Source organism: Halalkalibacillus sediminis (assembly GCF_002844535.1).
Classification (GTDB): domain Bacteria; phylum Bacillota; class Bacilli; order Bacillales; family Alkalibacillaceae; genus Halalkalibacillus_A; species Halalkalibacillus_A sediminis.
Genome location: NZ_PJNH01000001.1, coordinates 247,919 through 274,180, shown reverse-complemented (window position 1 = coordinate 274,180; position 26,262 = coordinate 247,919). Strand labels below are relative to the sequence as shown.

Annotated in this window: 27 protein-coding genes and 1 riboswitch; of the genes, 8 read left to right on the top strand and 19 right to left on the bottom strand. The window is 37.2% G+C overall.

Going from position 1 to position 26,262, the window contains the following annotated elements; all coding sequences use genetic code 11:
* Positions 1 to 20 precede the first annotated feature (20 nt).
* Together CEY16_RS01445 and CEY16_RS01440 are read right to left on the bottom strand one after the other, a co-directional pair.
* Positions 21 to 1,382, bottom strand: a complete 1,362-nt coding sequence (locus CEY16_RS01445) for a TrkH family potassium uptake protein (RefSeq protein WP_101330193.1) — start codon at positions 1,380 to 1,382, stop codon at positions 21 to 23.
* An 86-nt stretch (positions 1,383 to 1,468) separates the two neighbouring features.
* Entirely contained in the window at positions 1,469 to 1,894 is a 426-nt protein-coding gene (locus CEY16_RS01440; protein ID WP_101330192.1) for a YwpF family protein, read from the bottom strand.
* Positions 1,895 to 2,097: 203 nt separating this feature from the next.
* Between CEY16_RS01440 and CEY16_RS01435 the strand changes: the two genes are divergently transcribed.
* On the top strand, positions 2,098 to 2,328 hold the full coding sequence (locus CEY16_RS01435; RefSeq protein WP_101330191.1) for a hypothetical protein: 231 nt from the start codon (positions 2,098 to 2,100) through the stop codon (positions 2,326 to 2,328).
* A gap of 70 nt (positions 2,329 to 2,398) precedes the next feature.
* On the opposite strand, the gene CEY16_RS01430 is transcribed toward CEY16_RS01435, so the two are convergent.
* Together CEY16_RS01430 and CEY16_RS15085 are read right to left on the bottom strand one after the other, a co-directional pair.
* A complete protein-coding gene (locus CEY16_RS01430; RefSeq protein WP_238378731.1) occupies positions 2,399 to 3,784 on the bottom strand; it encodes an MFS transporter in 1,386 nt (461 codons plus the stop codon).
* A gap of 173 nt (positions 3,785 to 3,957) precedes the next feature.
* A complete protein-coding gene (locus CEY16_RS15085; protein WP_162297822.1) occupies positions 3,958 to 4,134 on the bottom strand; it encodes a hypothetical protein in 177 nt (58 codons plus the stop codon).
* Positions 4,135 to 4,309: 175 nt separating this feature from the next.
* On the opposite strand from CEY16_RS15085, the gene CEY16_RS01425 reads away from it, so the two are divergent.
* Both CEY16_RS01425 and nfsA read left to right on the top strand, forming a co-directional pair.
* A complete protein-coding gene (locus CEY16_RS01425) occupies positions 4,310 to 5,845 on the top strand; it encodes a methyl-accepting chemotaxis protein (RefSeq protein ID WP_162297821.1) in 1,536 nt (511 codons plus the stop codon).
* On the top strand, positions 5,802 to 6,539 hold the full coding sequence (gene nfsA / locus CEY16_RS01420; RefSeq protein WP_101330189.1) for an oxygen-insensitive NADPH nitroreductase: 738 nt from the start codon (positions 5,802 to 5,804) through the stop codon (positions 6,537 to 6,539). The genes CEY16_RS01425 and nfsA overlap by 44 nt, the downstream gene beginning before the upstream one ends.
* Positions 6,540 to 6,674: 135 nt before the next feature.
* Here nfsA and CEY16_RS01415 read toward each other — a convergent pair whose 3' ends face one another.
* On the bottom strand, positions 6,675 to 8,342 hold the full coding sequence (locus tag CEY16_RS01415; RefSeq protein ID WP_101330188.1) for a BCCT family transporter: 1,668 nt from the start codon (positions 8,340 to 8,342) through the stop codon (positions 6,675 to 6,677).
* Between the two features lie 152 nt (positions 8,343 to 8,494).
* Complete coding sequence (locus CEY16_RS01410; protein ID WP_101330187.1) at positions 8,495 to 10,885, bottom strand: penicillin acylase family protein; 2,391 nt, start codon at positions 10,883 to 10,885, stop codon at positions 8,495 to 8,497.
* Between the two features lie 154 nt (positions 10,886 to 11,039).
* Here CEY16_RS01410 and CEY16_RS01405 point away from each other — a divergent pair, with 154 nt between their 5' ends.
* Positions 11,040 to 11,687, top strand: coding sequence for a hypothetical protein (locus tag CEY16_RS01405; protein ID WP_101330186.1), 648 nt, complete (start codon positions 11,040 to 11,042; stop codon positions 11,685 to 11,687).
* Between the two features lie 66 nt (positions 11,688 to 11,753).
* Here CEY16_RS01405 and CEY16_RS01400 read toward each other — a convergent pair whose 3' ends face one another.
* The gene (locus tag CEY16_RS01400) at positions 11,754 to 13,748 is read right to left on the bottom strand and encodes a methyl-accepting chemotaxis protein (RefSeq protein ID WP_101330185.1); all 1,995 of its coding nucleotides are present in this window, start codon (positions 13,746 to 13,748) and stop codon (positions 11,754 to 11,756) included.
* 176 nt (positions 13,749 to 13,924) lie between these two features.
* Between CEY16_RS01400 and CEY16_RS01395 the strand changes: the two genes are divergently transcribed.
* Positions 13,925 to 14,329 (top strand): hypothetical protein, encoded by a 405-nt coding sequence (locus CEY16_RS01395; RefSeq protein WP_101330184.1) that lies wholly within the window; start codon positions 13,925 to 13,927, stop codon positions 14,327 to 14,329.
* Positions 14,330 to 14,344: 15 nt separating this feature from the next.
* Here CEY16_RS01395 and CEY16_RS01390 read toward each other — a convergent pair whose 3' ends face one another.
* From CEY16_RS01390 to CEY16_RS01375, 4 genes are all read right to left on the bottom strand, one after another.
* Positions 14,345 to 14,845 carry a glutathione peroxidase gene (locus CEY16_RS01390; RefSeq protein WP_101330183.1) on the bottom strand — a complete coding sequence of 167 codons (501 nt, stop codon included), beginning with the start codon at positions 14,843 to 14,845 and terminating at the stop codon, positions 14,345 to 14,347.
* Between the two features lie 38 nt (positions 14,846 to 14,883).
* Positions 14,884 to 15,750 (bottom strand): DUF1028 domain-containing protein, encoded by an 867-nt coding sequence (locus CEY16_RS01385; protein ID WP_101330182.1) that lies wholly within the window; start codon positions 15,748 to 15,750, stop codon positions 14,884 to 14,886.
* Positions 15,751 to 15,860: 110 nt separating this feature from the next.
* On the bottom strand, positions 15,861 to 16,430 hold the full coding sequence (gene thiT, locus CEY16_RS01380; RefSeq protein WP_101330181.1) for an energy-coupled thiamine transporter ThiT: 570 nt from the start codon (positions 16,428 to 16,430) through the stop codon (positions 15,861 to 15,863).
* Positions 16,431 to 16,513: 83 nt separating this feature from the next.
* Positions 16,514 to 16,618: riboswitch (TPP riboswitch) on the bottom strand.
* A gap of 73 nt (positions 16,619 to 16,691) precedes the next feature.
* On the bottom strand, positions 16,692 to 17,198 hold the full coding sequence (locus tag CEY16_RS01375) for a GNAT family N-acetyltransferase (protein ID WP_101330180.1): 507 nt from the start codon (positions 17,196 to 17,198) through the stop codon (positions 16,692 to 16,694).
* Positions 17,199 to 17,325: 127 nt separating this feature from the next.
* On the opposite strand from CEY16_RS01375, the gene CEY16_RS15300 reads away from it, so the two are divergent.
* Positions 17,326 to 17,469 carry a hypothetical protein gene (locus CEY16_RS15300; protein ID WP_202908608.1) on the top strand — a complete coding sequence of 48 codons (144 nt, stop codon included), beginning with the start codon at positions 17,326 to 17,328 and terminating at the stop codon, positions 17,467 to 17,469.
* Between the two features lie 151 nt (positions 17,470 to 17,620).
* On the opposite strand, the gene CEY16_RS01370 is transcribed toward CEY16_RS15300, so the two are convergent.
* The 5 genes from CEY16_RS01370 to CEY16_RS01350 all read right to left on the bottom strand — a co-directional run bounded on the left by CEY16_RS01370 (position 17,621) and on the right by CEY16_RS01350 (position 22,023).
* Positions 17,621 to 18,391 carry a PepSY domain-containing protein gene (locus tag CEY16_RS01370; protein WP_162297820.1) on the bottom strand — a complete coding sequence of 257 codons (771 nt, stop codon included), beginning with the start codon at positions 18,389 to 18,391 and terminating at the stop codon, positions 17,621 to 17,623.
* A gap of 140 nt (positions 18,392 to 18,531) precedes the next feature.
* Positions 18,532 to 19,431, bottom strand: coding sequence for a PepSY domain-containing protein (locus CEY16_RS01365; RefSeq protein ID WP_101330178.1), 900 nt, complete (start codon positions 19,429 to 19,431; stop codon positions 18,532 to 18,534).
* Between the two features lie 55 nt (positions 19,432 to 19,486).
* Positions 19,487 to 20,845, bottom strand: coding sequence for a sensor histidine kinase (locus tag CEY16_RS01360; RefSeq protein WP_162297819.1), 1,359 nt, complete (start codon positions 20,843 to 20,845; stop codon positions 19,487 to 19,489).
* A complete protein-coding gene (locus tag CEY16_RS01355) occupies positions 20,829 to 21,530 on the bottom strand; it encodes a response regulator transcription factor (RefSeq protein WP_101330176.1) in 702 nt (233 codons plus the stop codon). Before CEY16_RS01355 ends, CEY16_RS01360 begins: the two co-directional genes overlap by 17 nt.
* Positions 21,531 to 21,549: 19 nt before the next feature.
* On the bottom strand, positions 21,550 to 22,023 hold the full coding sequence (locus CEY16_RS01350) for a GyrI-like domain-containing protein (protein ID WP_101330175.1): 474 nt from the start codon (positions 22,021 to 22,023) through the stop codon (positions 21,550 to 21,552).
* Positions 22,024 to 22,144: 121 nt separating this feature from the next.
* On the opposite strand from CEY16_RS01350, the gene CEY16_RS15565 reads away from it, so the two are divergent.
* Positions 22,145 to 22,444, top strand: a complete 300-nt coding sequence (locus CEY16_RS15565; protein WP_101330174.1) for a TIGR04104 family putative zinc finger protein — start codon at positions 22,145 to 22,147, stop codon at positions 22,442 to 22,444.
* Positions 22,438 to 22,833, top strand: coding sequence for a thiol-disulfide oxidoreductase DCC family protein (locus tag CEY16_RS01340; protein WP_101330173.1), 396 nt, complete (start codon positions 22,438 to 22,440; stop codon positions 22,831 to 22,833). The genes CEY16_RS15565 and CEY16_RS01340 overlap by 7 nt, the downstream gene beginning before the upstream one ends.
* Positions 22,834 to 22,933: 100 nt before the next feature.
* Here CEY16_RS01340 and CEY16_RS01335 read toward each other — a convergent pair whose 3' ends face one another.
* The 3 genes from CEY16_RS01335 to CEY16_RS01325 all read right to left on the bottom strand — a co-directional run bounded on the left by CEY16_RS01335 (position 22,934) and on the right by CEY16_RS01325 (position 26,258).
* Positions 22,934 to 23,656 carry a CAP domain-containing protein gene (locus CEY16_RS01335; RefSeq protein ID WP_101330172.1) on the bottom strand — a complete coding sequence of 241 codons (723 nt, stop codon included), beginning with the start codon at positions 23,654 to 23,656 and terminating at the stop codon, positions 22,934 to 22,936.
* A gap of 91 nt (positions 23,657 to 23,747) precedes the next feature.
* Entirely contained in the window at positions 23,748 to 24,698 is a 951-nt protein-coding gene (locus CEY16_RS01330; RefSeq protein WP_101330171.1) for a Gfo/Idh/MocA family protein, read from the bottom strand.
* A gap of 126 nt (positions 24,699 to 24,824) precedes the next feature.
* Positions 24,825 to 26,258: an aldehyde dehydrogenase family protein gene (locus CEY16_RS01325; protein ID WP_101330170.1), complete on the bottom strand. Its 1,434-nt coding sequence runs from the start codon at positions 26,256 to 26,258 to the stop codon at positions 24,825 to 24,827.
* Positions 26,259 to 26,262: the final 4 nt, after the last annotated feature.

Below are 26,262 nucleotides of genomic sequence, written 5' to 3'. Positions count from 1 at the left end.
ATTCCCCCTAAGTTATAGAACTATCCGATATTGATTTTCTCTTTAGGATATCGAAAATTGCTCTTGGCCCTTTTCGATTGAAAAGAAAATAAAAACGTTAATAGTCCTATTCGACCAATGAACATTAAAGCAATCAATAAAATTTTACTGAAATTAGTTAAGTCTGGGGTAATCCCCATTGATAACCCTGTAGTTCCGAATGCAGAACTTACCTCAAATATGATTGAAGTCAGTGAAAAAGGTTCTATAGCTGTAATTACAATTAGAACCGTTAAAAACATAATTAAGGCTAACAACGTAACCACAACTGCTTTAAACAAATCTTCCTCTTCAATCTCTCTTCCGAATAATTTCACACGATTCTGACCTCTTGCGAAAGTCAAAATGAAAATAATTACTAATGCGAATGTGGTGGTTCGAATACCTCCACCGACACTGCTAGGTGAAGCGCCAATGAACATCATAGAAGATAAAAATAGTTGGGTTTGTTCAGTTAATAGATTTACATCCATTGTTGAAAGGCCAGCGCTTCGGGCTGTGGTGGATTGGAATAAACTTAAAAATAAAATTTCATGCCACGTTTTGCCCTCAAAAAAATGATTGAACTCGAGAATAATTACAACTGCGATTGAGAAAAGCAATAAAACAAAATACGTCATAGTTGTCACTTTCGTGAACAAAGAAAAACGTTTCAGATTTCTCTCCTCATAAGAAGTTTGGAGATATTCTTTCACCTCTATTAAAACAGGAAACCCGATTGCCCCAGATATGATTAACAGAATATGTATGAACTGGATGAAATAATCACTCTGGAAAGGTTGTAAGGACGCACCAGTAATATCAAAACCACCGTTAGTAGTCGCACTAATCGCTGAGAAAAAACCATGATAATAGGCTTGAGAAATAGAATCATAATAATTTAAATAATAAGTTCCTAAAATGACAAACCCAATGAATTCGATAGCTAAGATTAGATACAACATTTCTTTGACCAGGCGTACGATGCCTGCGATTGATTTAGTGTTTTGGTCCGTCATGATCAAACGGCGCTCTTTAAAACCGATTTTTCTGCCTAATACGATCCATATAAGGGTTCCTAAGGCCATGACACCCAACCCCCCGATTTGAAGCGCAAGAGCAATCATGAAAACTCCGAACACACTAAAGGTATCTGCAGTTGTTACTACTGTTAACCCAGTTACACTTACTGCGCTGACCGCTGTAAAAAAAACATCCATGAACGTCAATGTAACCCCATCTTTATGCGAGATAGGTAAAGCCAACAGCCCCGTTGCGATCGTAACTGCAGTTAAGTAATAAAAAGCAATCAATTGAAAAGGAGTCAATTTTTCAAATACATTTTTCAATTTAAATCCATACATAATACTTCTCCTTTTCCACGAAGATTCCTGCATCTTCTACCTTGATTTCGACATTTTAACCAATATTTTTAGCTTTTTAACAAAGTTTAGAAAAAGCTTTCCTGATTTTTTGATTTGAACTTATTTAAAAGTGATTCACCTTGGTATCCAGCTTCAATCAACTCCTGAAGCATTTTCTCTACTTGTTCACGTTCCCTATTTACCATATTACCCATCAAGATCACATTCATATGCTCTTCTATTTCATTGACATCACGGACCATTGCTACGATAGTCGCCTTAGGATTCGTCTGTTTAGTGATGCGCACTTGAACTACTATTTCTTGGTTTTTTGATTTTTTTTCTTTAAAGAATTCCATATTCTTCTTTGGGATGTAACATTCAATCAACCATCGTTTTGAATCTACTTCTCGGTCAATGATTAAACCGTCAAACAAATCAATTTCTTTAGATTGTAATTCATCACCGTATTTTTCCAGAACTTCAAGAGAAATTAGTTTAAACGTTTTCATCGAACCTTCCTTTCATTAAGTAGTTATATTATATAGGAAATGATGAAAAGACAAAAGAAACAATAAAACATTTCCAGTAATAATCACTTGACTCTCTTTAACCATAATAGCATTAATACATTTTCTGCAATCCACAAAATGTTTTAAAAATTAATCAGAGTGGTAAATACCAAGTAATCAAACTTTGAAAGGAGTTGATTAAAATGAGCGACGATTTTAAAAGAAAAGATGTTGAAGTACAACATCACGAAAAGAAGACTGATAATAGTAGAGTCGGAGCAACAGCAATCAAATGGATCGCTATACTAATCATCGTATTTGCTATCATGTGGTTTATCATCTCTTATATATTCCCGATGTTTGGTGGAGGATCAGGTAATAATGCACTAAGCACATTAGATGTAGTAACGAACTCGATACAAGGTTTCTTATAGAGGAACTGACAGTTAATAAACTCATAGGTTAGAAGCATGGTTTGTAAAATATTTAAAAACGAAGGCCCTATTAATAAGGGGCCTTCGTTTCTGTGTCAGAGAATAATAATTTGAAGAAAATCAATCCTATTAAAATAAATAAGCTGCATATTAAAAAAACATTACTGTATACTGAACTACTTCCTGACAATGCTAAAATGTTCCAAGCTTCATCTGGGCGAAAGACATCAAGTATTTTTCCGATTATAGCCCCACTTAGGGCACCTGAAACAAAGTTCAATAAGTTAAAAACGCCCATACCTACACCAGTTTCATTATTTTTTAAAATGTTGGCAAGTATGTCCGCTCCGGAAGCTTGAACGAGCGGAAAGCACATCATTGGAAAAACCAGCATAAAGCTGAATAGGACAGGATTTATTCCTACTGTTGATGAAACAATGAACAATCCGCTCATTAAAAGGAATAAGCTCATTGCAAAGATAACCCTGGATCCCTTTTGATCTACAAGGCTACCACCTTTACGACCTATAAGAGCGGCACTCATTGCCCCAGGAAACATAACTAAACCTATTTGTAGTGTTGACAACTCATACACATCTCTAAGTAAAATAGGGACGGTAAACATTAATCCGAATAAACAGGACACAGAAATGAACCCAGTAAGGATGGCCACTACATAGTTTCGGTTCTCAAAAAGATGTGGCGGAATGAATGGCTCTTTTGCTAATCTCATACGTATGTATGCAAATATTGCGAATAACAAACTTGCTATCAAAGAAAAGGGATTACTAAGTGTAATACCCATTAGAAGAGTAACGATTGTAGACGCAACTAATGATGCACCAAAATAATCCAGCTTCAGATTGCTTGTGTCTTCATCAGGAATATTTTTTCTTAACAGAGGCAAAGTTACAATGATTAAAGCTGAAGATAAAAATAAGTACTGCCAATCTAAGAGACCTGCTATAGTCCCCCCAAGTATGGGCCCGATTCCTGAGGCAAATGCCATTACTGATGAGATGATCCCTAATACCTTTCCTCTTTCTTTTGGAAAATAGCGGATCGGGGCTAAGAATGCAATGGCAGGTATCATCGATCCTCCGATTGCCTGGATAATTCGTGCCATTAAAACGAAACCGTAATTCGGAGCGATAAAACCGACAAGTGAACCTACTGTAAATACGGTGAGCCCAAAAGTAATCAATGTTTTGAAGGCAACAGTATCAGCAAGCTTTCCATAAATCAAAGCTCCGACTGAGTAGATCATTATATAACCAGTCATCACCCAACTAACTTGTGATGGCAATAAATCAAATGCAACAGCTATGTCTGGAATAGCTATATTAAACATCGTCCCATTCATGACTGAAAACATCAGCACAAAACAAAGTGAAAATAACAGTGCTTTGGGGTTTTTGATGTCTGGAGCTTTTTCTTGTTCTATAGTTGTGGACATTATCTTATCCCCCTTCCACCTATAACTACAATATCATATCTTTTTCCAAAAGAGCTTTCAATAAAAATGCATAAAATTGAACATGAAAAGACCCCTCACCTCTTCGTCATAGAGATAAGGGATCATTCGTATGCTCTTATTTTCTTCTTCATCTTTGAACACCCCTAGTGTTATTATTTAGCGGATAATTGTTGTTTAATTTGGGGTGAAACAGGTTGTCGCCAAGAGCTGAACAATTTAGTCCAAAAAGTTTTCACCTTTGAATTTCTCTTATTGAAAACAGATGCTTCTTGAACATACTTTTGGACCCTCTCATTTACATATGCTTCTCTTTCCATCATTGTTTGCATTTGTAGTTCCTCCTTTTTCTTACTGTCTTAATTCTATCCTGAGGGCAACTGTTTCAAAACGGCAGTCAGATTGATTTCATTTCATCCTTTAGACCGAAATCGCCCTCCGCCCCATCTTTTTATGGTAAAATTAATGAGTATTCAAATAATTGGAATATTTAGGAGGAATAAGACCTTGGAACAAAGTAGTCGATTAATAACTTTTGATTCAACAAAGAGTAAAAATCAAACAATGTTTATCGCTTTGATGATCATTACCATCCTTGGTGTAGTCGTTAATTATGCCTTAGGTCAACGATTGATCGTACTAGGAATCATTTTTATCGGTGGTACATCTTTAACTTTATTAGTAGGTTTATTAATGAAGTTAAATAAAGGTACAAGGTTCATCCCATACATAAGTATTTTTGGTTTAGCAAATATCATAGGTGCAATCATCTTATTTGTAAGTACATCAGGTCAGAATATCGCACTCATTTATTTTCTGTTGATTTGTGCTGCTCTATATTTATCTCGACCAGTACTTTTGTTCGGATTTGCATTAAGCTTGATTCTAATGATCGGTTTCATTATGGAATATGGTGAAGCGTTTCAATTAAGTTATGGCACATCTTTGCTTATACTAGTACTCACAGGCATCATCCTTTATTTGCAGCAAACTATATCTCAAAGAAGTAATGATCAACTTGAAGAGCTTCAGAAATTAAATGAACAAAACTTCCTCCATGAGCAAACTCAGAAACAAAAAATTGAAGAACAAGCAATTGTCATTCAAAGGAATATGAATTCTATTGAGACTCAATCAGACCAGCATGCACATTCGCTTGAAGAAATGAACCTAGCAATTGATGAAATCGCACATAGTACGGAGAGCCAAACATCGTCAGTAGCGTCAATACATCGCTCAATTTCCGAAACCTCGACGATGATTGAACAAATGGTAACAGATCTTCACGAAATTCAACGAGAAACAGAAGAAACTAATAATCAAGCCGAATCAGGTAAAAAAGAGTCTTACCAACTAATTGAATTCATGAATAAATTCCAAACTGATCTAGAGAAATTAAACGAAACATTTGAAGTTCTTTCTGAAAGGGTTGATTCATCTGTTTCCTTCATCCAATCCATTCGTGACATCACTGAACAGACAGGACTACTAGCTTTAAATGCTTCCATAGAAGCTGCTCGTGCAGGGGAACATGGAAGAGGGTTCGCTGTAGTTGCAGAAGAAATAAGAAAACTTGCTGATCATACTGAAAAAACTGCAAAGAATATTTCTGAAGATCTACAAAGTATGAAAGAAACGAATGGACAAACTGATCGGGAAATGAGAGAAATCAATAAACAATTACATGTTAATATCGAATTAATTGAAAACAACGGAAAACTCTTTGAAATTTTTCAGTCCAGGTCAGATCAACTGCTCCAGTCTTTAAACGGAATCAATAACCATGCACAAAAAGTGAATGAAAGTACTAACGAAATTGAAGATTCAACGAACGATTTTTCAGCAACTCTTGAACAATCCAATGCTTCTATAGAAGAGGTATCAGCTACGATCCAAAACCAAACCCTTCAAAACAAAGAATTACATGAAGCTATTCAAAGATCCACCGACGCTTTGAATGAATTGGTAAACGCAAAAAATAAAGAGGAGAGAATTCATCATGAACGAAACCATTCAACAAATCCAAAATCACCGTTCAATTAGAAAGTTTAAAAATGAAGAAATCACTCAGAAGCAAATTGATGAAATTATCCAATCTGCCCAATCTGCATCAACTTCAAGCTATTATCAAGCTTACTCCATTATAGGTATCACTGACCCTGAACTAAAAAAGGCATTACGTGATGTAAGTGGTCAACAATATGTTGAAAATAATGGACATCTATTTGTATTTTGTGCGGATCTGAATCGTATTTATAATTCTCAACCGAAAGAAATACAAGAAGAGATGGTAGTCAATCTTGAAAACACTGAATTTTTTATGATGTCTACTGTTGATGCTAGTTTAGCAGCACAAAACGCGGCATTGGCATCTGAAGCAATGGGATTAGGTATATGTTATCTAGGAAGCCTTAGAAACAATATAAATAAGGTGAATGAATTATTAGATCTTCCAAAGTATGTAATCCCAATTTTCGGTATGGCTATCGGAGTTCCGGATGAATCACCCGAGAAAAAACCTCGTTTGCCAATCGACACCATTTACCACGAAAACAAATATCAATTGAACCAACCGGGAATTGAGAAATTTGACCAAACAACTGTTGAATATTATCAGTCTAGATCAACTAATCAAAAGGTAGAACGCTGGAGTGAACAAGTCGGTAAAAAGTTGCGAAAACCTATGCGTATGGATGTTACCGATTTTGTTAAAAGTAAAAACTTGAATGTAAGATAAAAAAAGCAGCCATTTTTGGCTGCTTTTTCGTGGTACTTTAAGAATGTTTAACTTTGTTAAAGGATTAAAGTATGTGAAAAACAAAGGCTTTCGCCATTAGGACTTGGCGATAAGCCAAGTTTTTCTCATAATTCATTAATTATCCTCGTTATTGTTGTTTCTTTTATTCTCCTTTTTTTCTTCACGCCGTTGCTTCTTAGCTAAGCGACGTCTTCTTATCCGCTCTTTAATCCCTTTAGAGTCCAAAACGATGGTTTTAGATCTATATTGATCATCTGCCTTGATATCACCTGTGGATGCTCTTAAGAATGACCAAGCGAGTAGGAACATGATGAAGATCAGAGGAAATCCACCCACAATACTTGCTGTTTGTAAGGTTCCTAAACCACCTAGGAACATTAATGTCAATGGCATCAAACATAGAGTGAATGCCCAAAACAAGCGATTCCACCTCAACGGTTCATCATCTTCTAGATGCTTTTGGGTTACAGACGCTAGTATATAGGAGCTCGAATCGAACGTGGTTGCTAAGAAAATGATTGCTAAAATAACAAAGATCGTAACCATGAGTTTTGCTAACGGTAACTGATTGATAATGGAAATGATTGCTGCTGGTGCACCTTGTTCATCTAGCACTGCTAATACATCAAAAGCTCCACTTACCTGTAGATATAACCCAAAGTTCCCCATGATTCCAAAGAATAATAAACATCCTAACGAACCATAGATCATTGTACCAAATACAACATTTCTTACTGTACGACCTCTTGAAATTCGTGCAATGAAAAGTCCTACGAATGGAGCATAGACTAACCACCAAGCCCAGTAAAAGACTGTCCAAGACTCCGGGAATCTAGTCTCATCAAAACCTTCAAGATTTGCAAAAGGTTCCGTCCAAGTACTCATATGAAAGAAGTTATCTAAGATTAAACCAATACTATTAGTAGTTGTTTCAGCTATAAATAGTGTCGGCCCCATCACAAAAATGAAAATCAATAAGAAAATAGCTAACCCCAAATTGATGTCACTTAATCTTTTAATTCCTTCCTTCAGACCAATATATGAGCTTATAGCGAAAATCACAGTTACGACTAATAAAATGATCGTTCTCATAAGCATATTGTCTTCTAGTCCAGTCAATGAAGAAATACCACTTGCGATCAACGGTGTACCAAGCGCTAAGGTTGTCCCAGCCCCACCTAATAGTCCGAATATGAACAGCACATCGACAACTCTACCTATAAAAGTATCCGACCACCTGCCGAATAGAGGTCGCAATGTTTCACTAACTTTTATTACAGGTGTTTTGCGCACGTAAAAGAAATAAGCCATCGGAATAGCTGGCAAACAATATATTGCCCATGCAATAGGACCCCAGTGGAAAATACCATAAGTAGAAGCCCATTGGATGGTTTCAAGCTGCTGTGAAGATGGATCGATCCCGAACGGTGGCCCTTGATAGTAGTAGGCCCATTCGATCGTACCCCAATATAATATACTGGAACCAATTCCAGCACTGAAAAGCATACCTGCCCAAGAAGCAGTCCCGAACTCTGGTTTTTCTCCCTCATCACCAAGTTTTACATGCCCATTTTGACTGAAAGCGATGAATATCAAAAAGAAGAATACACCGAGCCCCATAATTAAATACAGAAATCCGAAATTCCCTGAAACGAAAGTATTCAAATCACTAACTATTTCAGAACCAGCTTCGGGAAAAACGACAAGTGGAATGACTACAGCCAATAATAAGACAAATGAAGCAATAAATGTTGGCCAATCAATAAGATTTTTTCCGTTCACTAATTAATCTCTCCTTTTGTTTATGTTTTATATAACTATAATGACGTTTAAGGAACAATTTTATTATAGCTATCCGACAAAATTTAACAAGCACAATATTCTGAAAAATATAAAACTCAGGAAGGTTCTACCCTACCTGAGTTAGTATTTGCTTATTGAGGCTTTAATATTAAGCGATATCCTTCATAATCATCTAATTTTGTCTCGTGGTATGTTCCTGAAACCCAGCCTTCAATCTGATCATCATACCAATCACTTCGATAATGGCCTGCTTGTCCTGGTCCGACAATGTGATCTGCATTAGTTAAATCAGATAAGTCTACTACAAACCTCCAACTGGCTCCATGATTCACCACCCCATCATCACCATGTGATGCTGCCATTACTGTCACACTACTTCCACCAACAGGTACAGGGTCTTTTTTGTTGAAAAATCTATCCAATATTGAAATGCCTGATAATGGGTGTTCAAAGTAGACTTGATGAAAATCTCCCCAAGTCCAACCTGATACTTCTTCTCCGTAAGAAGCAGTCAGTTCCTCTATTGTTTCAGTAAATGACTCTTGAATGAGACTTTCCAACCCTCCCTGTTTGTCAATCCAAATAGAACTTTCGCCGGCGTATGCTTTATTTACTAATACATCTGCATTTTGGCTGCTGCCCTTGAACATTTCCAGTACATCTTCTGGAATTTCGTCTTTATATAATTCATCTTCAATTTTAGCAAATAAACGATTGAAAATAAGTGGGGCGCCTTGATTCTCCTCATCCACATAATCCCAATTACTCAAAAGTTCAAGTGCTTCTTTTTCTTTATCATCCCAATCTTGTGAATCCAATATATCTAGAAAGATTGGAGTAAACTCCCGAGCCCTTAAGTTCATTTTGTCCATTTGTAAGTCTTTCATATCTTCAATCGTCAGATTATCTGACTCCTCCAGAACTTCGTGAATTCTTGTATAGCGATATGGTTGAGCCCACACGTGACTTATATGGTAAGGGTAAACATCTGAAATAATTTTGTTATTTGCAGTACCAACAAAGCCTTTTTCAGGATTCACAACTTTAGGTAGCTCATCAAAAGGTATATATTCTTCTAACATATAATCTGAATCCCATCCTGGCATCGGCAATAGTGCATCTTCTGGATTTTCGTAAATAGGAATCTTTCCATTTGCTTTATATGCGATCGTCCCATCTTGAGAGGCGAAGACAAAATTTTGAGCTGGTGTATGAAAATCTTCCAATGCTGTCTCGAATTCTTCCCAATCAGATGCGCGATTCATTTGCAGTACAGCAGATAGTTCCGGTGAAGCATCTAATGCTGTCCATCTTAATGATAAAGCTGTATTAGCCTCAGGTGAATCAATGCCATTTGCAAACTCTGAGATAATAGGCCCATGAACAGTTTCTAAAACCTCATAGGAAATAGATTCTTCCCCGTCTATATCAATAGTCTCTTCGATTACATCCGCTTCCACCCATTCATCATCAAACATAAATTCGTGAGAGTTCTCTTCGTTTCTTCTCTCTACATAAAGTTGCTGAACATCTGGACCTACATTAGTCACACCCCATGCTATATCTTCATTATGGCCAAGTATTATCCCGGGGATGCCTGCGAAGATTACACCTGAAACATCATAGCTAGGTGACTGTAAATGCATCTGGTACCAAATGGATGGAGTAGCTAACCCTAAATGAGGATCATCCGCTAATAGCGGAGCCCCTGAATCCGTCTTATTTCCACTAACTACCCAATTGTTACTACCGTTGAAGTGATGAGGTTGTTCTGCTTTTGTCATACTAGTAGTTATATCCACATATTCTTCATCCGATATATTCGTCAAAGCTTCAGAAGGGTAAGTTGGAAATAACTCAAAAGCTTCCTCTTCTTCAAATTGATTGACCAAATAATAATTAAATGCCTGTCTCTCCCAATGGCCTCCTAAATCAAAAGCCATATATTTTCCGATAGTCAAGGAGTCTACCGGAGTCCACTCTTCCATTTCATCAAGCCCCATCAAAAAGAATTCTCCTGGGTAAGCATCTTCCTTTTCGGCTTCCTTTATAAAAGCATTTACCCCTGCAGCATATGCTTCAAGAGCAGCCATCGATTCTTCGTCATATAACTCAGCAGACTTTTCAGCAGCTCGTCTAAGGCCCAATGTCCTAAAATATTTATCGGAGTTCAAAGCTGCTTCCCCCGCAACCTCACTTAAACGTCCAGATGCCTGTCTACGTGCCATTTCCATTTGAAACAAACGATCTTGTGCAGTTACAAATCCTTGTGCAAAGAATAAGTCTTCATCACTCTCAGCACTGATATGTGGTACACCACTATCGTCCCGAATAACCTCTATTGTATTTTCTATACCATCTATCGTAATTTCCCCTTCGATCATGGCCTTTGAACGGTCTATGTAACTATTCGCATATATCAACGCTCCAGCAATAACAATTAATAGAATTGCTAGTATGATTAAAAGCCACTTTAGCCAACCATTGATTTTCTTTTGTTTTTGTTTATCTACCTTTTGCATCGAATTTCCCCCTTTTACTAATAATAGTATAATTTTTCAAAATGTTTAACATTTTTTTGTACTTTTGCACTTTTTATTTACTAGTCTTATCAAAAGGACTATACTTGCATTGCTAGATATATAATTAAAATCCAATTGAAATAGAGGTTCTACAATGAGTGAGAAGAAAAAAGCCTTGATTGCTGGTGTTGTTATTATGGCTGTCTTATTAATCGGTATTTTTTATTTGTCTTATCTGGGATTACGTGAAGATCCAGATCAAGTAGATGAGTTAAAAGAAAACGCTGACGAGTATTTAGATGATAAATATAATGAAAACATTGAGATAGTAGATACTCTCAATGATAATACTGGTGTCTTCGGAGTCTTCAGATATGCTGCAATTGCTGAAGAAGAGGATGGATTCAGATTTCTAATTTACCGACACAATAAAACAAAAAATTATCAAGATAGCTACGTTGCTGAAAAGTGGGGTAATGAATTAGAAGATTTCTTGGAACCAAAGATAGAAGAGCTATACGGGGAAGACACTCTTAAAGAACTATGGTTAACTTACCCGAAAGATATCGGCTACCAACTCCAAATTGATCATACGGATGTTCCTACGGTAAAAGGACAAGATGCAAAACCAATCATAAGAGTCACATTGAACCGAGGGGAAATTGACGAAGATGAACAATTGTTGGATGAGTTGATTACCTCAATGGAAAATGAATTAGAAGTACCCGGAGGGCATATTTCCATCAATTATTCTGATTCAGCCTTAATTTTCAAAGATGAAAGTCTAAAGAAAGATTTTTAAATTTTTTTCTCGAAATTTTGATAATCTCAAAATAGTAGCCTCGGGTGATTACACCCGAGGCTTTTTTTATATATCAAACTTATTCATTTCTTTTTGTAAATTGGATGAAACATTTTCTAAATCCTCTGCAAGCTGATTCAGTTGCTCCATAGAGGCGCTCATTTCTTCAATGGACGCAGATACCTCTTCTGTTCCTGCTGCAGTTTCTTCAGTTACAGTACTTATTTCCCCCATTCTTTCTACTAAATCATCTTTTTGAGAGACCATTGTTTGTAGTGTTCCTATAATATCTCTAACTACATCACTATTTTCCTTAACCGTGTTGAAGGTTTGTTGGAAAGCGTCTTGTGTGTGATCTACAACGGTAGATTGTTCCTCGATCACACTGCCGGTTTCACCAATCAAATGAACTATTGTATTCGTTTGCTCTTGCATACTATCAACCATACCAGATACGCTCTCAAGGGAATTCTCAGTCTGTTCTGCAAGTTTCCTCACTTCTTCAGCCACGACAGCGAAACCTTTACCAGATTCGCCTGCTCTTGCCGCTTCAATCGCTGCGTTCAAAGCTAATAGATTCGTTTGGCCGGCGATATCAGAGATAGTGGATACTACAGCATTGATACTCTCTGATCTTTCCTGTAATTTTTCAATTGCACCTTTCATATCTGTTGCCATTTCATTTGTCGAAGATGCGTGTTCACGTAATTTTTCAACAGCTTGAATCGAACTTTCTGACTGTGCCAATAACTGATCTGAACTGCTTTGAATTCTTTCACTTTGAGCAACCACACTGTTGATTTGCTCTGAGAGAAGATTTACGGAACGATTGTTATTATCGACAAGTTCTGCCTGTTTAGTTGCACCTGAAGCAATCTGTTGAACCGTATTAGATACCTCTTGCGATGCCGCACTGTTCTCTTCAGCATTGGCCACCACATTTTGCGCTGAATCACTGACATGGTGTGTAGTATTTTGTACATTATTCAATAGTTCTCTGACATTCAAAAGCATACTTGTAAAATTATTAGATAATGAACCGATTTCATCATCACGATCTATCCCAGGATCCACTGTTAAATCCCCGTCTCCAGCCTTTTGCATGCTATCTTGTAAGGATTTGATCGGTTTCGTAATGCCCCTTGTAAAAAAGAAAGCAATAATAACAGCTAAGGTTATCACAATTCCGAGAACAATCAATACAGGTAAAATAATTGCATTTCCTTGACTGCGCAATTCATCCATCTGAACTGTCCCGAGTATTTTCCATCCAGATTCTTCATTCGTAACGAACGAAATTAATCTGTTCTCACCTTCTACGTTATATTGTTTTGTTCCGGAATTTTGACTCATTAAATTCGAATAGTAAGTTCTATCCTGAGCGGATGTGAAAACCATCTCTTCATTCGGATGTTGCACATAGTTTCCTTCTGTACTAATTATCGAAATATAACCAGTTTCTCCAATATTGATTTCACTAGACAAATTCAATAAATCAGTAATGGAAAGGTCTATTGCAAATACACCATTCGGCTGACTTCCACCCATACTGACTTGAGCAGCTGTAACAATCATCTCTCCCGATGCAGCATCCTCATAAGGCTCAGTCCAAATAACTTCTCCTTCATTTTCTACAGCTTTTTCATACCAAACTCTTTCTCTTGGATCATAATCATCTGGTAAACTCGTTTGCGGATAAAGGATCATGTCTCCACTGATATCATTTCCGAAATATACATTCATGAAATAAGGGCTACTTAGCTGTAGCTCCCGAAAACGATTAAAAATATCATTCCTCATCATGTCGCTTGAGCGTAAAATGTTATCCTGGGAAAATCGTTCGACGTTATGTTCGACATTATTAAATAATGATTGGAAAGAACCCTCGAGTGCAGTGACTTGACTTGAAACGTTCTCCTCACTATTATCAATTGAATTTTCCATACTTATGTAATAACTCGTACCTGCTATCGCTGCTCCAGTTAATAAAATTAACAAGATAAACGGTATCAGGATCTGTCTTTGAAGGCTGCCCTTAAAAAGCTTTCTTACTATTTTCACCTCTACATCCCCTCATTTTCAGTCTATTAAATATATTCTATTAATATATCGGCCAACGCGCTATAATATTTAGAAAAAGATTAGGTCTAAATTCTTATTTTTATTACCAAAACTTTTGACCCTTTTTATTTATTAGTATAAAATATTCAGTAATAAGATGAATGAGGGTTGCCATAATGAGAAATATTACTTTTATCACCCTGGTATTCTGCGGAGCATTTATATCTTTCGCTTTGATTATAACTTTTTATCCTAACTTAGAAGCAGATAGAGCTCTAACCTATAGTGAGTTGGAGCAATTGCATCTAAAAGACTATGAAAGAAACGAAACCTATGTGACATCCAATCAAAAGGCGATTCGTGAGTTCGCTCGAATGATCTTCGATTCAGAATTGAATCAGACTGAACAGGAAATTGAAGAAAATCTTTACTCTTTTGAAATTAAAGATAAACAAAACCAGACTGTTGCAGAAATCGATGTTGGTCAGAATCAAATCACCAGAATAAATGATCGTGCTTACACGATAACCAATTCTTTCGAGGATAATTTATCCTTGTTTATGAGTCATTATATTAGATAATCAAAAAGCGAACCCTTAATTATAAGGGTTCGCTTTTTGATTAATTGTATTTTGGATATCTGCTTCGATTTTCTCTGGGGTGGATTGAGGTGCATATCGTCTAAGAACATTTCCACCCCTATCAATCAAGAACTTTGTAAAGTTCCACTTTATCTCTCCACCTAGAAATCCTTTTTTAACCTGTGTCAAATGCTTAAATAAAGGTTCTTGATTATCACCTTTAACGTCCACTTTATGATACATCGGAAAATCTACACCATAATTCGTTTGGCAATACTCCATAATTTCTTCCTGATCATCATACTCCTGTTTCATGAATTGATCACATGGGAAGCCTAGTACATAAAAACCTTGATCTCTATATTCATCATATAATTTTTGTAATCCCTCAAACTGTGGAGTAAAGCCACATTTACTTGCTGTATTAACGATAAGCAAAACTTTTCCATCATAAACTTGAAGAGATTCATACTCTCCATTACTCTTTTTAACCTCGAAATCATGAATTTTTTGCATCTGATAACCCCCTAGATGTCTTATAAAAATTAATCTGATTATTTATTTTTTAAAAAATCAAGAACCTTTTGATCAATATAATCTTTTCTTATATGGCGTTCTTCGAAATTTTCAGTATGGACGAAAGATTCAAAAGACTGTTCAAACTCATTTGTTGAGAGGATCTGGTCACCTTCTGAGTAGCCAAGTCGGGTTAAGTGATGGATGATGATTTCTCTTACATCATCTGAAATATAAATTTGGTCATTCTCATCTACTTCACCGAAGTATAAGTCTCTCAGATGATACAAACGGATGAGTTCTTGAATGGGATCTGAATGGTCATCAACCCTTAAGTCGATGTAACGATCGTTATATCCGCCGTAGCCACCTTTTTCCTTAACGACATACAACGCTGCCGATTGTCTACCTCTTTTATCGCCACCAGCATTCTGAGCTGCATCCAAAGCTTGTAATAAGCGTTCTGATAATGGGCCAGTTGATTTTTCAAAGGTGTTCTCCATTGCATCAACTGTTTCTCGATTAACAAGAATATTTCCCTGAGCAGCAAAGTTTGGACCGTTTTTGCCTCCAGCCCATTCATAACACAAATCCCCTGTATAGGTTGCACTGTTTCCTTTTCCATCTACAATTCCGATTTGTCGCCAACCTCTGTCTTCATCATGATCTGTCAATTGTTTTAAAACTTCTTCAGGGCTCATTCCCGACTCTAATAAATTTAAACCTTTTGGTCCGTAAGAGGTGTTTGCCAATGATTGCGTTGCTATTGCCCCAACACCAGCCTTAGCCCAGGGTACGACTGAACCTACTCCGATAAACTTTGATTGTACGGCTATACCGAGTTCTTCAGTTTCTGGGTCAAACCCTACTATTGAAAATGTTGCAATTATATCTTTTTGTTTCATCCAACTCCCCCTAATCCTAAATACTTTGGGAATATTATAGCACTCACTTTTTCTCACCTAAAGTATTATGTATGAAAAAACCCTCTTCTGCTGGGAAAGAGGGATCGCTTTTATGCTTCTCTAAAGATGATTTTCGGTCTTGTATTAATGATTAGTGCTAATAGTACGGCCGATAAGATAAATCCTGGTAGTAGATAACTTCCATTATAAATTAATGAATATAACCAAACAGGTTGGCCTTCTGGTGCTAGATGCCCCCAGAAAATAAGTCCAGCTATATAATGTGCTATGAATCTACCAAGTATCGCTATAAACACACCACCAACCATTAGAGTGGTTGCGCGCTTAAAGTGATCACTATTTATCGCACTCCATAACTGTTTATGAAAAATTCCTGCTAGACCTAAAATTGCAAAAGCAGCAAAATAATCAAGGAATGCTTGGAACCAATGCACAACATATCCTCCGAAAATAAGGTCTAATGTTCCCAGTATAAGTCCGGATACTAATCCTGCTTTTACTCCCCAACGAATCGCTACGATCAATACTGGAATCATAGCAAGTGAAATTGACCCACCTTGAGCCCATAGCTTGAATTGTAAGCCAGGAATAGTGTCTAATAAAAATGCTAACGATGCAAAGATGGCAATTTCAACCAACATCAATGTTCTCTTGTACATGAAAAATCCTCCCTTTTGTAATAAAAAAATGCACAAAAAAAGCAATGCCCGGGAGGCTTCATCATGGATCACCCAGCATTGCACCATCGATAAAGCCACATCCCTACGCTAGTACTAACTAACAGGTTCAAAGGGTTCAGAACCATTCGTTCAATCTCAGCCGATAAAAGGCTCCCCTTGTGGACTTTTTATTTAATTACATCCATTTGCTTTTTTTGCTAATTTTATTTTAACTAAGATTCTTGGATGTTTCAACTACTTCTACAGCAGTAGTTCATAAGCTACTTCTTCGAATTCATCAGCAGCAATAGTAATGACTTCTTTATCTACACATTTTCCACCCATTCTTTCATAAAAGTAGGTAGCAGAGTTATCCTTCAGAACCCATACAAGCATCGATCGAAACCCGTCTTCTTTTAAAAGGTTCATGAGTCGTTTCGTCAGAGCTTTACCAATGCCTTTCCCTTGATAATTTTCTAATATATATATCGCATACAATTCTCCATCAGCCTCGTATTTCCCTTCCCGCTCCTTTGCTCCACTGACAAATCCGACTATCTCATCATTCACATTGAGAGCTACATATAAATGGCTTTCGCCCGCTTCTAAAATATTTTTCCAGCGCTCTGTTCTCTCTCCTTGGTCCATAGATAACAAAAATTCTTGGGATACCAAGTCTTTGTAAGTTGATTGCCAACTTTTAATATGTACATAAGCTATCCCATATGCATCCGACTTGCTAGCTTTTCTTATTTTGAAATCGCCCATTTTCTCACCACCTACTTTGAAATTAAAAATGATTATACCAAAAAATGAGAAATTGTATATATTTGATGATTATTTTTCTTTGATTGTATACTTGAAGTAGAAATAGTGAACGGAGTAGGTGAATATATTGGGGATGAAGTCAAAGCTTTATAGGTTTCTACGCATTTGGAATGATGTGGATGCTGTAAAGAGAGGTCGTGTAGGAAAACGGATTGGAAGACGCGCAGCAGGGAAAGCTTCTGGAAAAATGTTAAGAAAGTTATTTAAATAAATTAAGAGGGCCGATCATAAAATCGGCCCCTTTATTTCATCACACTTATCAAAGTGTGTTTCTTTGGAAATTGATTATTAATAATAACCTCTTAGTTTTAAGTATGACTATCCTCTATCATTATCGAAGACTCGCCCAAAGACATTGTTTATTACTCGTCATACTTTACTTTTACTACCTCACCAGTCTTAGCATTAATCTCAACTTCTATTTCTTGCTCACCATTTTCAAGTTCCACTTCGTATATATTTGTTCCAAATTCTTGATCAAGATCAATTTCGTTGATTTTACCTGGAGCTACTGAAGCTGCGATGTTCAAAGCTTGCTCTCGACTTATTAATACGTTTTCTTCATTATATGAATTTGATGATTCCTTTTGTGTTTCTACTAAAGCTTCACTATCATTCAATGTCGCTTTGCTGCTTACACTTGTTTCACTGTTCACTTTAGCTACATTTTTGTTACTGTTTTTCCCGGCATCTCTTTCCGCTGAACTTTTATCTGATACAGGAGGCTTTTCAGTTGTCTTCATGTTTAGATCCGCGGAAGAATCCTGTTTTTGAACTTGCTCTTTATTGTCACTTTCAACTTTCAGCACTTTGCCAGTATATGCATCTACGTAAACTTTGAATTCTTCACCTTGCTTTTCAACTTCTACTTCAAAGTAGACTTGGTCCACGCTTTTTGAGTCTAATTCAATCTCTTCTATTTTCCCATCAATCTTACTTAATACAATATCCTGAAGTTCTTCACTGCCTATTAATTTATTTGTGTCTATTTTTACGTTAGTGTCCACTTCAGTTTCAATTCCTTTTTCACTGTGCTTGCTCATCGTGGCAGAATCACCTAAAGCTGATACGTTAAAGGCACCTCCGACTGCAACCGTGCTAGCTAGTGTCCCTGCGATTATTGTACGCTTCATGGTAATCATCCTCCTTGGATCTGTTAGATATTACTTTCTAACTTTAATATACACACCCAAGATGAGAATAAAAGGATAGGAAAATTAGAAAACGATTAGAATTTAATTGAATAGAAAAAAACTCGCAATAACTTGCGAGTTTAATCACTTTGAATAACTGATTGTATTTTACCGTTGATGGCATTGATTTGAATAACGTAGTTCTCGTCATCGTCATCTTCAAATTCCACTTCTAATTCCAATTCATAAAAGAGGTTACCGTCCACTTCTTTCAACTCGATGTCTTCCACCTCACCAGAAATTTCGTTAAGAGCAATTTCTATGGCTTCTTCTTCCGTAATAACAGTTGGTTTTTGGTTCTTCTCTTCATCGACTCGGCTTATAATTTCACCCTCAAGCGCATCAATTTGAAAAGTTGAGGTTTGTTTATCATTTTCTATGATGATTTCGTAAAAAGGCTTTTCCGATTCAATGAATTCAGAGTGAGATATTTCACCAGATACATTATTTAAAGCAATTTGTTCAGCTTCCTCAATAGGTAAGACTTCAACTATCTTTTCTTCTTCTATCTCTTCCTCTTCATTACTTTCCATGTCTTCTTCTTTTTCTTCACTTGGTGGATCATCATTTTGATCGGTTTCTGAGTCATTGTTTTTATCTGTTACTGAATCATCACTTTCCTCTGGGTTTTTATTGTCTTGATTTTCTTGTGATGGTTCTTCTGATGAATCAGAAACTTCGTTATCGCTCTCTTTCTGAAATTCTTCTAGCTGCTCCACATCAGATACTCTTCCTGATGACTGATCCACTTGGATACTATATATTCCGTTAGTGTGTTCGAGGGTTATGACATAATTACCTCTACTATTATCAATAGAAGTAACTGACCCGCCATATCGATCTTTAACAATTTCACTGGCTTCATCTGAGGAAATTTCGTCGGCAGAAGAACTTCCAAAAACAAATTGTTGGCCGATGAGGAATAATACTATGGTTAAAATCGATCCACCAACCATCCATATAATTCTTTCTTTATTCATGTGAATCGTCCTTTACTCTGTTTTACTACTTATTATAAAAGTAAAATATTAAAATTTAATGAGAATTAAATGAGTGGACGTTTAAAATAACTGTCGTTCCCTGACCTAGTTCGCTGGACAGTTCAATATCTACGTGAAGTGCCTCAGATAAATCTTTGGCAAGGGCAAGCCCTAAACCACTACCGCCTTCTTCGCGATTCCTTGCTTCATCTACTCGATAGAACCGATCGAAAACTTTTGGTAATGATTCATCCGGAATACCGATACCTTCGTCACGGATAACAATCTTGACTCCACTTAATCCATTCTCAATATTCACATAAATAGGTCGCTCACTATACTTTCTTGCATTATCAAAGAAAATGTATAAGAGTTGCTTGATTTTTTGTTTGTCTGAAAAGATAGTCGCCTCAGTTTTTTCACTAAGTCGAATTTCTCTATTATAAGATCTCTCAATATTTGATTTAACTTCTTCTATCACTTCATTTATTGAAAACGACACCAAATCCAACTTCCAGTCCTTTTCTCGTCGAGCCAACAATAATAATTGCTCAGTAAGGTCTTTCATACGAAGAGCCTCTGAATGAATGGCCTCAATGGCTTCCCCAACCACTTCCGGGCGCTCCATCCCTCTTCTCTTCACTAAATTTGCATAACTTTCAATCACTGTGATCGGAGTTCTAAGTTCATGGGAAGCATTAGAAACAAAGGCTTCTTGCTTCTCATAATTATCTTTTAAAAGATCCATCATCTCATTGAAAGTTTTACTCATCGTAGATAACTCGTCATTGGATTGATGTTCTAGTTCTATATGTTTGAAAGTGTTACTTTCACGAATGTCCCTCATCGTTTCTATAAGTGATTTGATAGGTCTAACAATCAAATCAGATAGTACTCTCCCGGAAAAAATAATAGGTATTATAGCTATGAATGCGACAAGAATAAGGACAATTTGCAGGGTCCTCAGGTTCTGTTCCACTGAATCTATGTTCTCGTACAGCTGCACGTAAGCAACTTGACCATCAACCCAAATCGTAGGTATTTGGACAAATGCTATCATTGATCCTTCAGCTTCAAACCTTTCAGTCCTCTCACCTGCTTCAAAAGAGGTATCTACAGCTCTAAGTTTCAACTGCTCTCCTGAAACAACTTCTGTCATTTGGTTTCCATCTGAATCCAATATTCTAATCATTCCATTAGAAGGAACATAGACCCCTAATAGATCATTAATAGGGAAATTACCATCCGCACTCTGCACTCCTTCTAGGACATTATCTGCTTCTGACACCACTCTCTCAATTTCTCTTTCATATGTTATATGAGAAAAAGTCCAATAAATCGTTGCAGAAAAGACCATGATAATAATAATGAATACGAATGTTGAATATAGAAATATCTTATTTTTTAGTTTCATAAGCATCCTTCAAAACGTAGCCGACACCTCGAACTGTGTGAATCAAATCTCGTTCAAATCCTCCGTCGACTTTTTTACGTAAGTATCTGATGTAAACATCCACGACGTTCGTATCCCCATAGTATTCAAATCCCCACACCGCATCTAGTATCTGTTCACGATTAAGGACATGACGTTGATTATTCATAAAATAAACAAGTAGATCAAACTCGCGAGGCGTCAGCTCGATTAGTTGGTCATTACGATAAACTTCCCTAGTACTTTCATTCAACTTCAAATCTGCGAACTCCAACCATTCTCCTGTCTCCTGTTCAGTTTGCCTCATTCTTAAGGCCGCACGGATTCGCGCCAAGAGTTCTTCGATTTGAAATGGTTTCGTTACATAATCATTAGCTCCAATATCTAAACCTGTAACCTTATCTTCTATTGAATCCTTGGCGGTGAGTAGAATGACAGGAGTAGAAGTGTCATCTTTCCGAATCCTTCTTAAAAGTTCCACACCACTCATTTCAGGTAGCATAATATCTAATAAAATCAAATCCCAAGCTTGTTCTCGATACTTCTCTAATGCATCATAGCCGGAAGAAGCTTTTTCAATTTGATAACCTTCATAAGTCAATTCCAATTCAAGTACACGGGCAATTTTTTCTTCATCTTCAACAATCAATATTGACTGATGGCTCATCGGATCACCTTCTTCACTATTAAGATGACTGAATCGGAACGTGGATGGTCATCTTTGGTTGATCAACCTTAGGATTATAATCATTTGGATAAACTTCTAATGAGGTGAAGTTGAATTGATCGAGTTCATACGTCTTGTTCTCGATCCACTGATGTAATTTCATGTAAGTGTCTTGTATAGAAAGCTCACTTTGTTCACTGTATTCTGTACAAGCATATGTTTGAGTAGGTACCTGTAACGTTAACATGTGTTCCGGAATATTTCCGATAGAAGCTACTTCTACAAGTAGATAGTATGTGAATCCACCTTCAAAATTGTGGTCAGCTAATCCATAGATGACCTGCGGTTCCACTCGGTTCGGAATTGAATGAACATCTTCTTTGAATTGAGCAAACACTTCTCTGATATCACCATTTTCAGCTTCTTCGAATGTTCCTTGCCACTTGACTCCGACTCCTACGAATTCGTTCAATGTCTTTAACGAAATCTCCATTTTACGTTACCCCCTTCTCAACTTTTAACTCTTTTCAAAAAAATAATCTAAATTTTCAAAACTATAAGATGTCTCAGCTTTATGATACCATAAAATCAGCTAAGTTTAAGGATGTGAGTAAATGTTCGTTTGTAGTAATTGTAACTACCAATTCAGTTATAAAGAGAGTTTAAGTAGAAGTTGGGCACCCAGAGTTGGGATTATTTGCCCCAACTGTAATGAGAAACAGTATTACACAGCAGAAAGCAGAAAAAAGGGCTTTTGGGGATTTGCAATCATGGTCCCAGTCTTTATCTTGTTTAACTCCTTTAATGTCCCAAGCTACATTACACTTTCCATAGCAAGTTTGTTGGTATTGATTACCTACTTAGCTTCCCCATTTATCTATGACCTGACAAGTGAAGAGGAACCGTTATGGTAAGTGAAAATAAATCCGTGGTTTTCTTTGATGGTGTTTGTAATTTATGTAATGGAGCAGTTCAATTCATAATAAAGCGCGATAAAAATGATCATTTTAGATTCGCGGCCTTGCAGCATGAATTCGGACAGAAAATCACTCAGCAACATAACATTAATGAAGATAGCATAATCCTTGTTAAAAATGGTAAGGTTCATACGAAGTCTTCTGCAGTTTTAAGAATTGCAGGGAATTTGGATGGCCTATGGAAATTAGCAAAGATTTTTCTCATCATTCCAAGACCAATAAGAAATTTGATTTATGATATCGTCGCAAAGTATCGCTATCGTTGGTTCGGCCAAAGAAATGAATGTATGCTACCTTCGCCTGAGTACAAGAAGAAATTTTTGTGAGAAAAACTTGGCTTATCGCCAAGTCCTAATGGCGAAAGCCTTTGTTTTTCACATACTTTAATAGAAAAACTGCTTGAAAAATTCTTCAAGCAGTTTTATTTTATTTCGCTATGAACATCTGGGTCCAATAGGTACCCATGCTTCCTCCTTGTTCATATCCCACACCTATATGTGTCACTGAATCATTTAAAATATTCTTCCGGTGACCTTCACTATTCATCCATCCACGAACGACAGCTTGTGCAGTTCGTTGACCTGCTGCGATATTTTCCGAAGCAACTGTATAATCTACGCCGAATTGATCCAGCATATCAAAAGGTGAGCCGTAAGTCGGTGACTGGTGGCTAAAATAGTTATTGTCAGCCATATCAACTGATTTTCTCTGAGCAACGTCGGTCAGTTGTTGATCCATTTCAACTTCAGACAAACCGTTTTTCTGCCTTTCAACGTTCGTCAAACGAATAACTTCTTGTATGACTCCACTTGCCTGTTCTACATTTTCATTCGAACGTTCAGCAGTATCCTCTTGCTGATCGGTATCTTCATCATTCTCTGGCTGATTGTCATCATTTAAATCAAATTCGTCTCCATTAAATCCGAAGCCTCTTTCGCCATTTTGAAAGATGTTTCCACCGTCGCCTTCGCCTGGTTTATAAGGAAAGTCTCCGAAATCACGACGCTGGTCTCCTTGGTTCCCTTGATCTTCAGTATTGAATCCAACCTGGTTAACCCCGTCGTTCATACCTTCATTATCTGTATTACATGCAGTAATCATTACTGCTGATAATAGAAGCATCATACATACGAGAATAAATTTTTTCATTTCACACACCTCCTGTTCCTCGTTCCTTCTTATTTTTTTCAGGAGGTAAAAAAATATGCTCCCAGATTTTACCCTGAGAGCAACTACAAAGCTATCCTTTTAATATTTTTTCCAATAATTGTTGAATGAAATAACCTTCTTTGAAAGTGACTAATTGATGTTCTTTTTGAGCTAATGCAAGTTCTAATTCTTGTATCAGACTATTTGGGTGTTCCACATCCACTTCAATCTGACGTTGATCACCTTCTTCAGTTTCTATAAAAAGCTCTCGCCAATTGCGAAGCTCAAGAACACTTTTATCTCCGAAAACTTTCAATGAAAGGTGTTCTTTTTGTCCGACATTACTGAGCCCATTTATGAGGAAAGGAATACCATTGACTTTCATTTTGGAGATAAATCCATTTTCACATAATGTTGAATCAGAAGGGTAATCTACAAATGACTGAACATGATCGGGCATACCCAATAATCTAGAAACGAAATGCAGATAATGTGGAGCTATTTCTCGGATGAAACCACCTTGCTCCCTTGAAGCTATCCAGTTATTTTGTTGCCAAGCTCTAGGCCATCTTGGGAAATACATCTGAAACTCCACACGTTGTATTTCTCCCAGTTCTCCCTGATCTATGACCTTCCGCATTTGAGACAACTGAGGCTGGTAAGGCAACGGAAAGTTAATTGCATTTACAATGTTAGCTGCTTCAGCTTTTTCATACATTTCTTTTGCTTCTTCTTCACTGTTTGCAAGAGGTTTTTCACATAAAATATGTTTACCGTTCTCAATGGCATCCAGCGTAATTTCATGATGAAACTTTGGCGGCACCGCAACATAAACTACATCTACCTCAGGATCTCTATTTAGCTTTTGGAAGTCGGCATATTTAGTTGCCTGTCCATATGTATTTATAATTTCGTCCATTCTTTCTGCATTCGGTTCACAGTAGGCAACTACTTTCATTCGAGGGTGTTCCTGAAACTGTTTCAACAATCGTTCCCCTACTACCCCTAAGCCTATGATTCCTATTCGATATATTTTCTCCATGGAAATCCCTCATTTCTTGTTATTATTGTAACAAAAGATTAAACCAAATAATTACTGATAGATCATTTTCTTTTAAAAACAAGAAAATCCCCTGACCTTATAAAGTCAGGGGGGATTCTATTCAAACTATAATTTGATTGCAACCACTTTCGGTTCGGTCATTGCTTCAACTGAAAAACGGACACCTTCTCTCCCTAGCCCAGAATTTTTCACTCCACCAAATGGCATCTCATCAATTCGGTAATCACTTGTGTCATTAACCATGACTCCGCCGCACTCTAAATGTTCTATGGCATAAAAAGCGTGGTCAAGATTTTTTGTAAAAATACCTGCATGGAGTCCGTAGTCCACATCATTCGATCGTTGGACCGCTTCTTCTAAAGAGTTTACTGGGTAAATGAGCACGACCGGACCGAATATTTCTTCTTTAGCTAGTGTGACACCATCAGGCACATCTACTAGTACAGTTGGATGATAAAAAGCTCCATCCCTTTTGCCACCAGTCAAGGCTTTAGCACCCGCTTCAACTGCTTCATCAACCCAATTCTCTACACGTATTGCCTCTTTTTCTTCAATCATAGGTCCCATATCGGTATTGTCGTCTAATTTATTTCCGACGTTCAATCGATTCGTATGACTAACAAAAGCCTCAACGAAGTCGTCGTAGACTTCCTTTTCAACATAGATTCTCTGAACGCCTATACAGTTTTGACCTGCTGCTCCGAATGACCCAGACACAGAAGACTCGATCGCATCTTTCAGATCACAATCTTTCATGACGATTGTCGGAGAATTTGAACCTAACTCCATTCCCACTTGTTTTACACCCGCTTGCTCAGCAACCTTTTCTCCTGCATTTAGTCCGCCGGTAAAGGAAACCATTTTAATCGAAGGATGAGTGACCATTGTTTCTCCTAGCTCTCGACCAGAACCAGTTATGACACTTAACATCCCTTTTGGAAGGCCAGCAGCTGAAAAAGCATCAGCGAGTAAAAGCGCGCTTAATGGAGTAACGGATGCTGGTTTGACAACAATTGCATTTCCAGCTGCAATCGCTGGGCCAACTTTGTGAGCAACCAAATTCAGTGGGTCATTGAATGGTGTAATGGCCCCGACAACACCGATTGGAAAACGGTAATAATAACCGATTTTATTTTCACTGCCTTCGTTTTGGTCGAAATTTATGGTTTCACCTTTCAGCCGTCTAGCTTCTTCGGCACTGATCGTGATTGTCTGCATGGCACGTTTGACTTCACCTCGTGCCTCTGTAATCGTTTTACTCCCTTCGGTAGCGATTGTTCGAGCAAATAGTTCTTTATGCTTCTCCATATAATCAACGACACCATATAAAACTTTGATACGTTCGTGTGTCGGCCACCCTTTATTAGTTTGGAAAGCCTGCTCGGCTTCTTCAATCGCCTGTAACATATCACGGGTAGTCGATAGTGGTACACGAGCAATCAAATGATTATTTTGAGGGTCATATACACCAAATGTCTTATCTGTGTAGACCCATTCACCTGCAAGTAGCATTTTTTCATTTCGTACTTGAGTTTGCATGTCC

Bases quoted from the DNA above. Each gene is read 5' to 3' on its own strand.
- CEY16_RS01395 (WP_101330184.1), top strand. From the start codon at position 13,925: ATGAGAAATATTACTTTTATCACCCTGGTATTCTGCGGAGCATTTATA.
- CEY16_RS01430 (WP_238378731.1), bottom strand. From the start codon at position 3,784: ATGTCCACAACTATAGAACAAGAAAAAGCTCCAGACATCAAAAACCCC.
- CEY16_RS01440 (WP_101330192.1), bottom strand. From the start codon at position 1,894: ATGAAAACGTTTAAACTAATTTCTCTTGAAGTTCTGGAAAAATACGGT.
- CEY16_RS01385 (WP_101330182.1), bottom strand. From the start codon at position 15,750: ATGAAACAAAAAGATATAATTGCAACATTTTCAATAGTAGGGTTTGAC.
- thiT (WP_101330181.1), bottom strand. From the start codon at position 16,430: ATGTACAAGAGAACATTGATGTTGGTTGAAATTGCCATCTTTGCATCG.
- CEY16_RS01355 (WP_101330176.1), bottom strand. From the start codon at position 21,530: ATGAGCCATCAGTCAATATTGATTGTTGAAGATGAAGAAAAAATTGCC.
- CEY16_RS01365 (WP_101330178.1), bottom strand. From the start codon at position 19,431: ATGAATAAAGAAAGAATTATATGGATGGTTGGTGGATCGATTTTAACC.
- nfsA (WP_101330189.1), top strand. From the start codon at position 5,802: ATGAACGAAACCATTCAACAAATCCAAAATCACCGTTCAATTAGAAAG.
- CEY16_RS01360 (WP_162297819.1), bottom strand. From the start codon at position 20,845: ATGAAACTAAAAAATAAGATATTTCTATATTCAACATTCGTATTCATT.
- CEY16_RS01435 (WP_101330191.1), top strand. From the start codon at position 2,098: ATGAGCGACGATTTTAAAAGAAAAGATGTTGAAGTACAACATCACGAA.
- CEY16_RS01350 (WP_101330175.1), bottom strand. From the start codon at position 22,023: ATGGAGATTTCGTTAAAGACATTGAACGAATTCGTAGGAGTCGGAGTC.
- CEY16_RS01370 (WP_162297820.1), bottom strand. From the start codon at position 18,391: ATGAAGCGTACAATAATCGCAGGGACACTAGCTAGCACGGTTGCAGTC.
- CEY16_RS01340 (WP_101330173.1), top strand. From the start codon at position 22,438: ATGGTAAGTGAAAATAAATCCGTGGTTTTCTTTGATGGTGTTTGTAAT.
- CEY16_RS01445 (WP_101330193.1), bottom strand. From the start codon at position 1,382: ATGTATGGATTTAAATTGAAAAATGTATTTGAAAAATTGACTCCTTTT.
- CEY16_RS01390 (WP_101330183.1), bottom strand. From the start codon at position 14,845: ATGCAAAAAATTCATGATTTCGAGGTTAAAAAGAGTAATGGAGAGTAT.
- CEY16_RS15085 (WP_162297822.1), bottom strand. From the start codon at position 4,134: ATGCAAACAATGATGGAAAGAGAAGCATATGTAAATGAGAGGGTCCAA.
- CEY16_RS15565 (WP_101330174.1), top strand. From the start codon at position 22,145: ATGTTCGTTTGTAGTAATTGTAACTACCAATTCAGTTATAAAGAGAGT.
- CEY16_RS01325 (WP_101330170.1), bottom strand. From the start codon at position 26,258: ATGCAAACTCAAGTACGAAATGAAAAAATGCTACTTGCAGGTGAATGG.
- CEY16_RS01375 (WP_101330180.1), bottom strand. From the start codon at position 17,198: ATGGGCGATTTCAAAATAAGAAAAGCTAGCAAGTCGGATGCATATGGG.
- CEY16_RS01410 (WP_101330187.1), bottom strand. From the start codon at position 10,885: ATGCAAAAGGTAGATAAACAAAAACAAAAGAAAATCAATGGTTGGCTA.
- CEY16_RS01405 (WP_101330186.1), top strand. From the start codon at position 11,040: ATGAGTGAGAAGAAAAAAGCCTTGATTGCTGGTGTTGTTATTATGGCT.
- CEY16_RS01335 (WP_101330172.1), bottom strand. From the start codon at position 23,656: ATGAAAAAATTTATTCTCGTATGTATGATGCTTCTATTATCAGCAGTA.
- CEY16_RS01330 (WP_101330171.1), bottom strand. From the start codon at position 24,698: ATGGAGAAAATATATCGAATAGGAATCATAGGCTTAGGGGTAGTAGGG.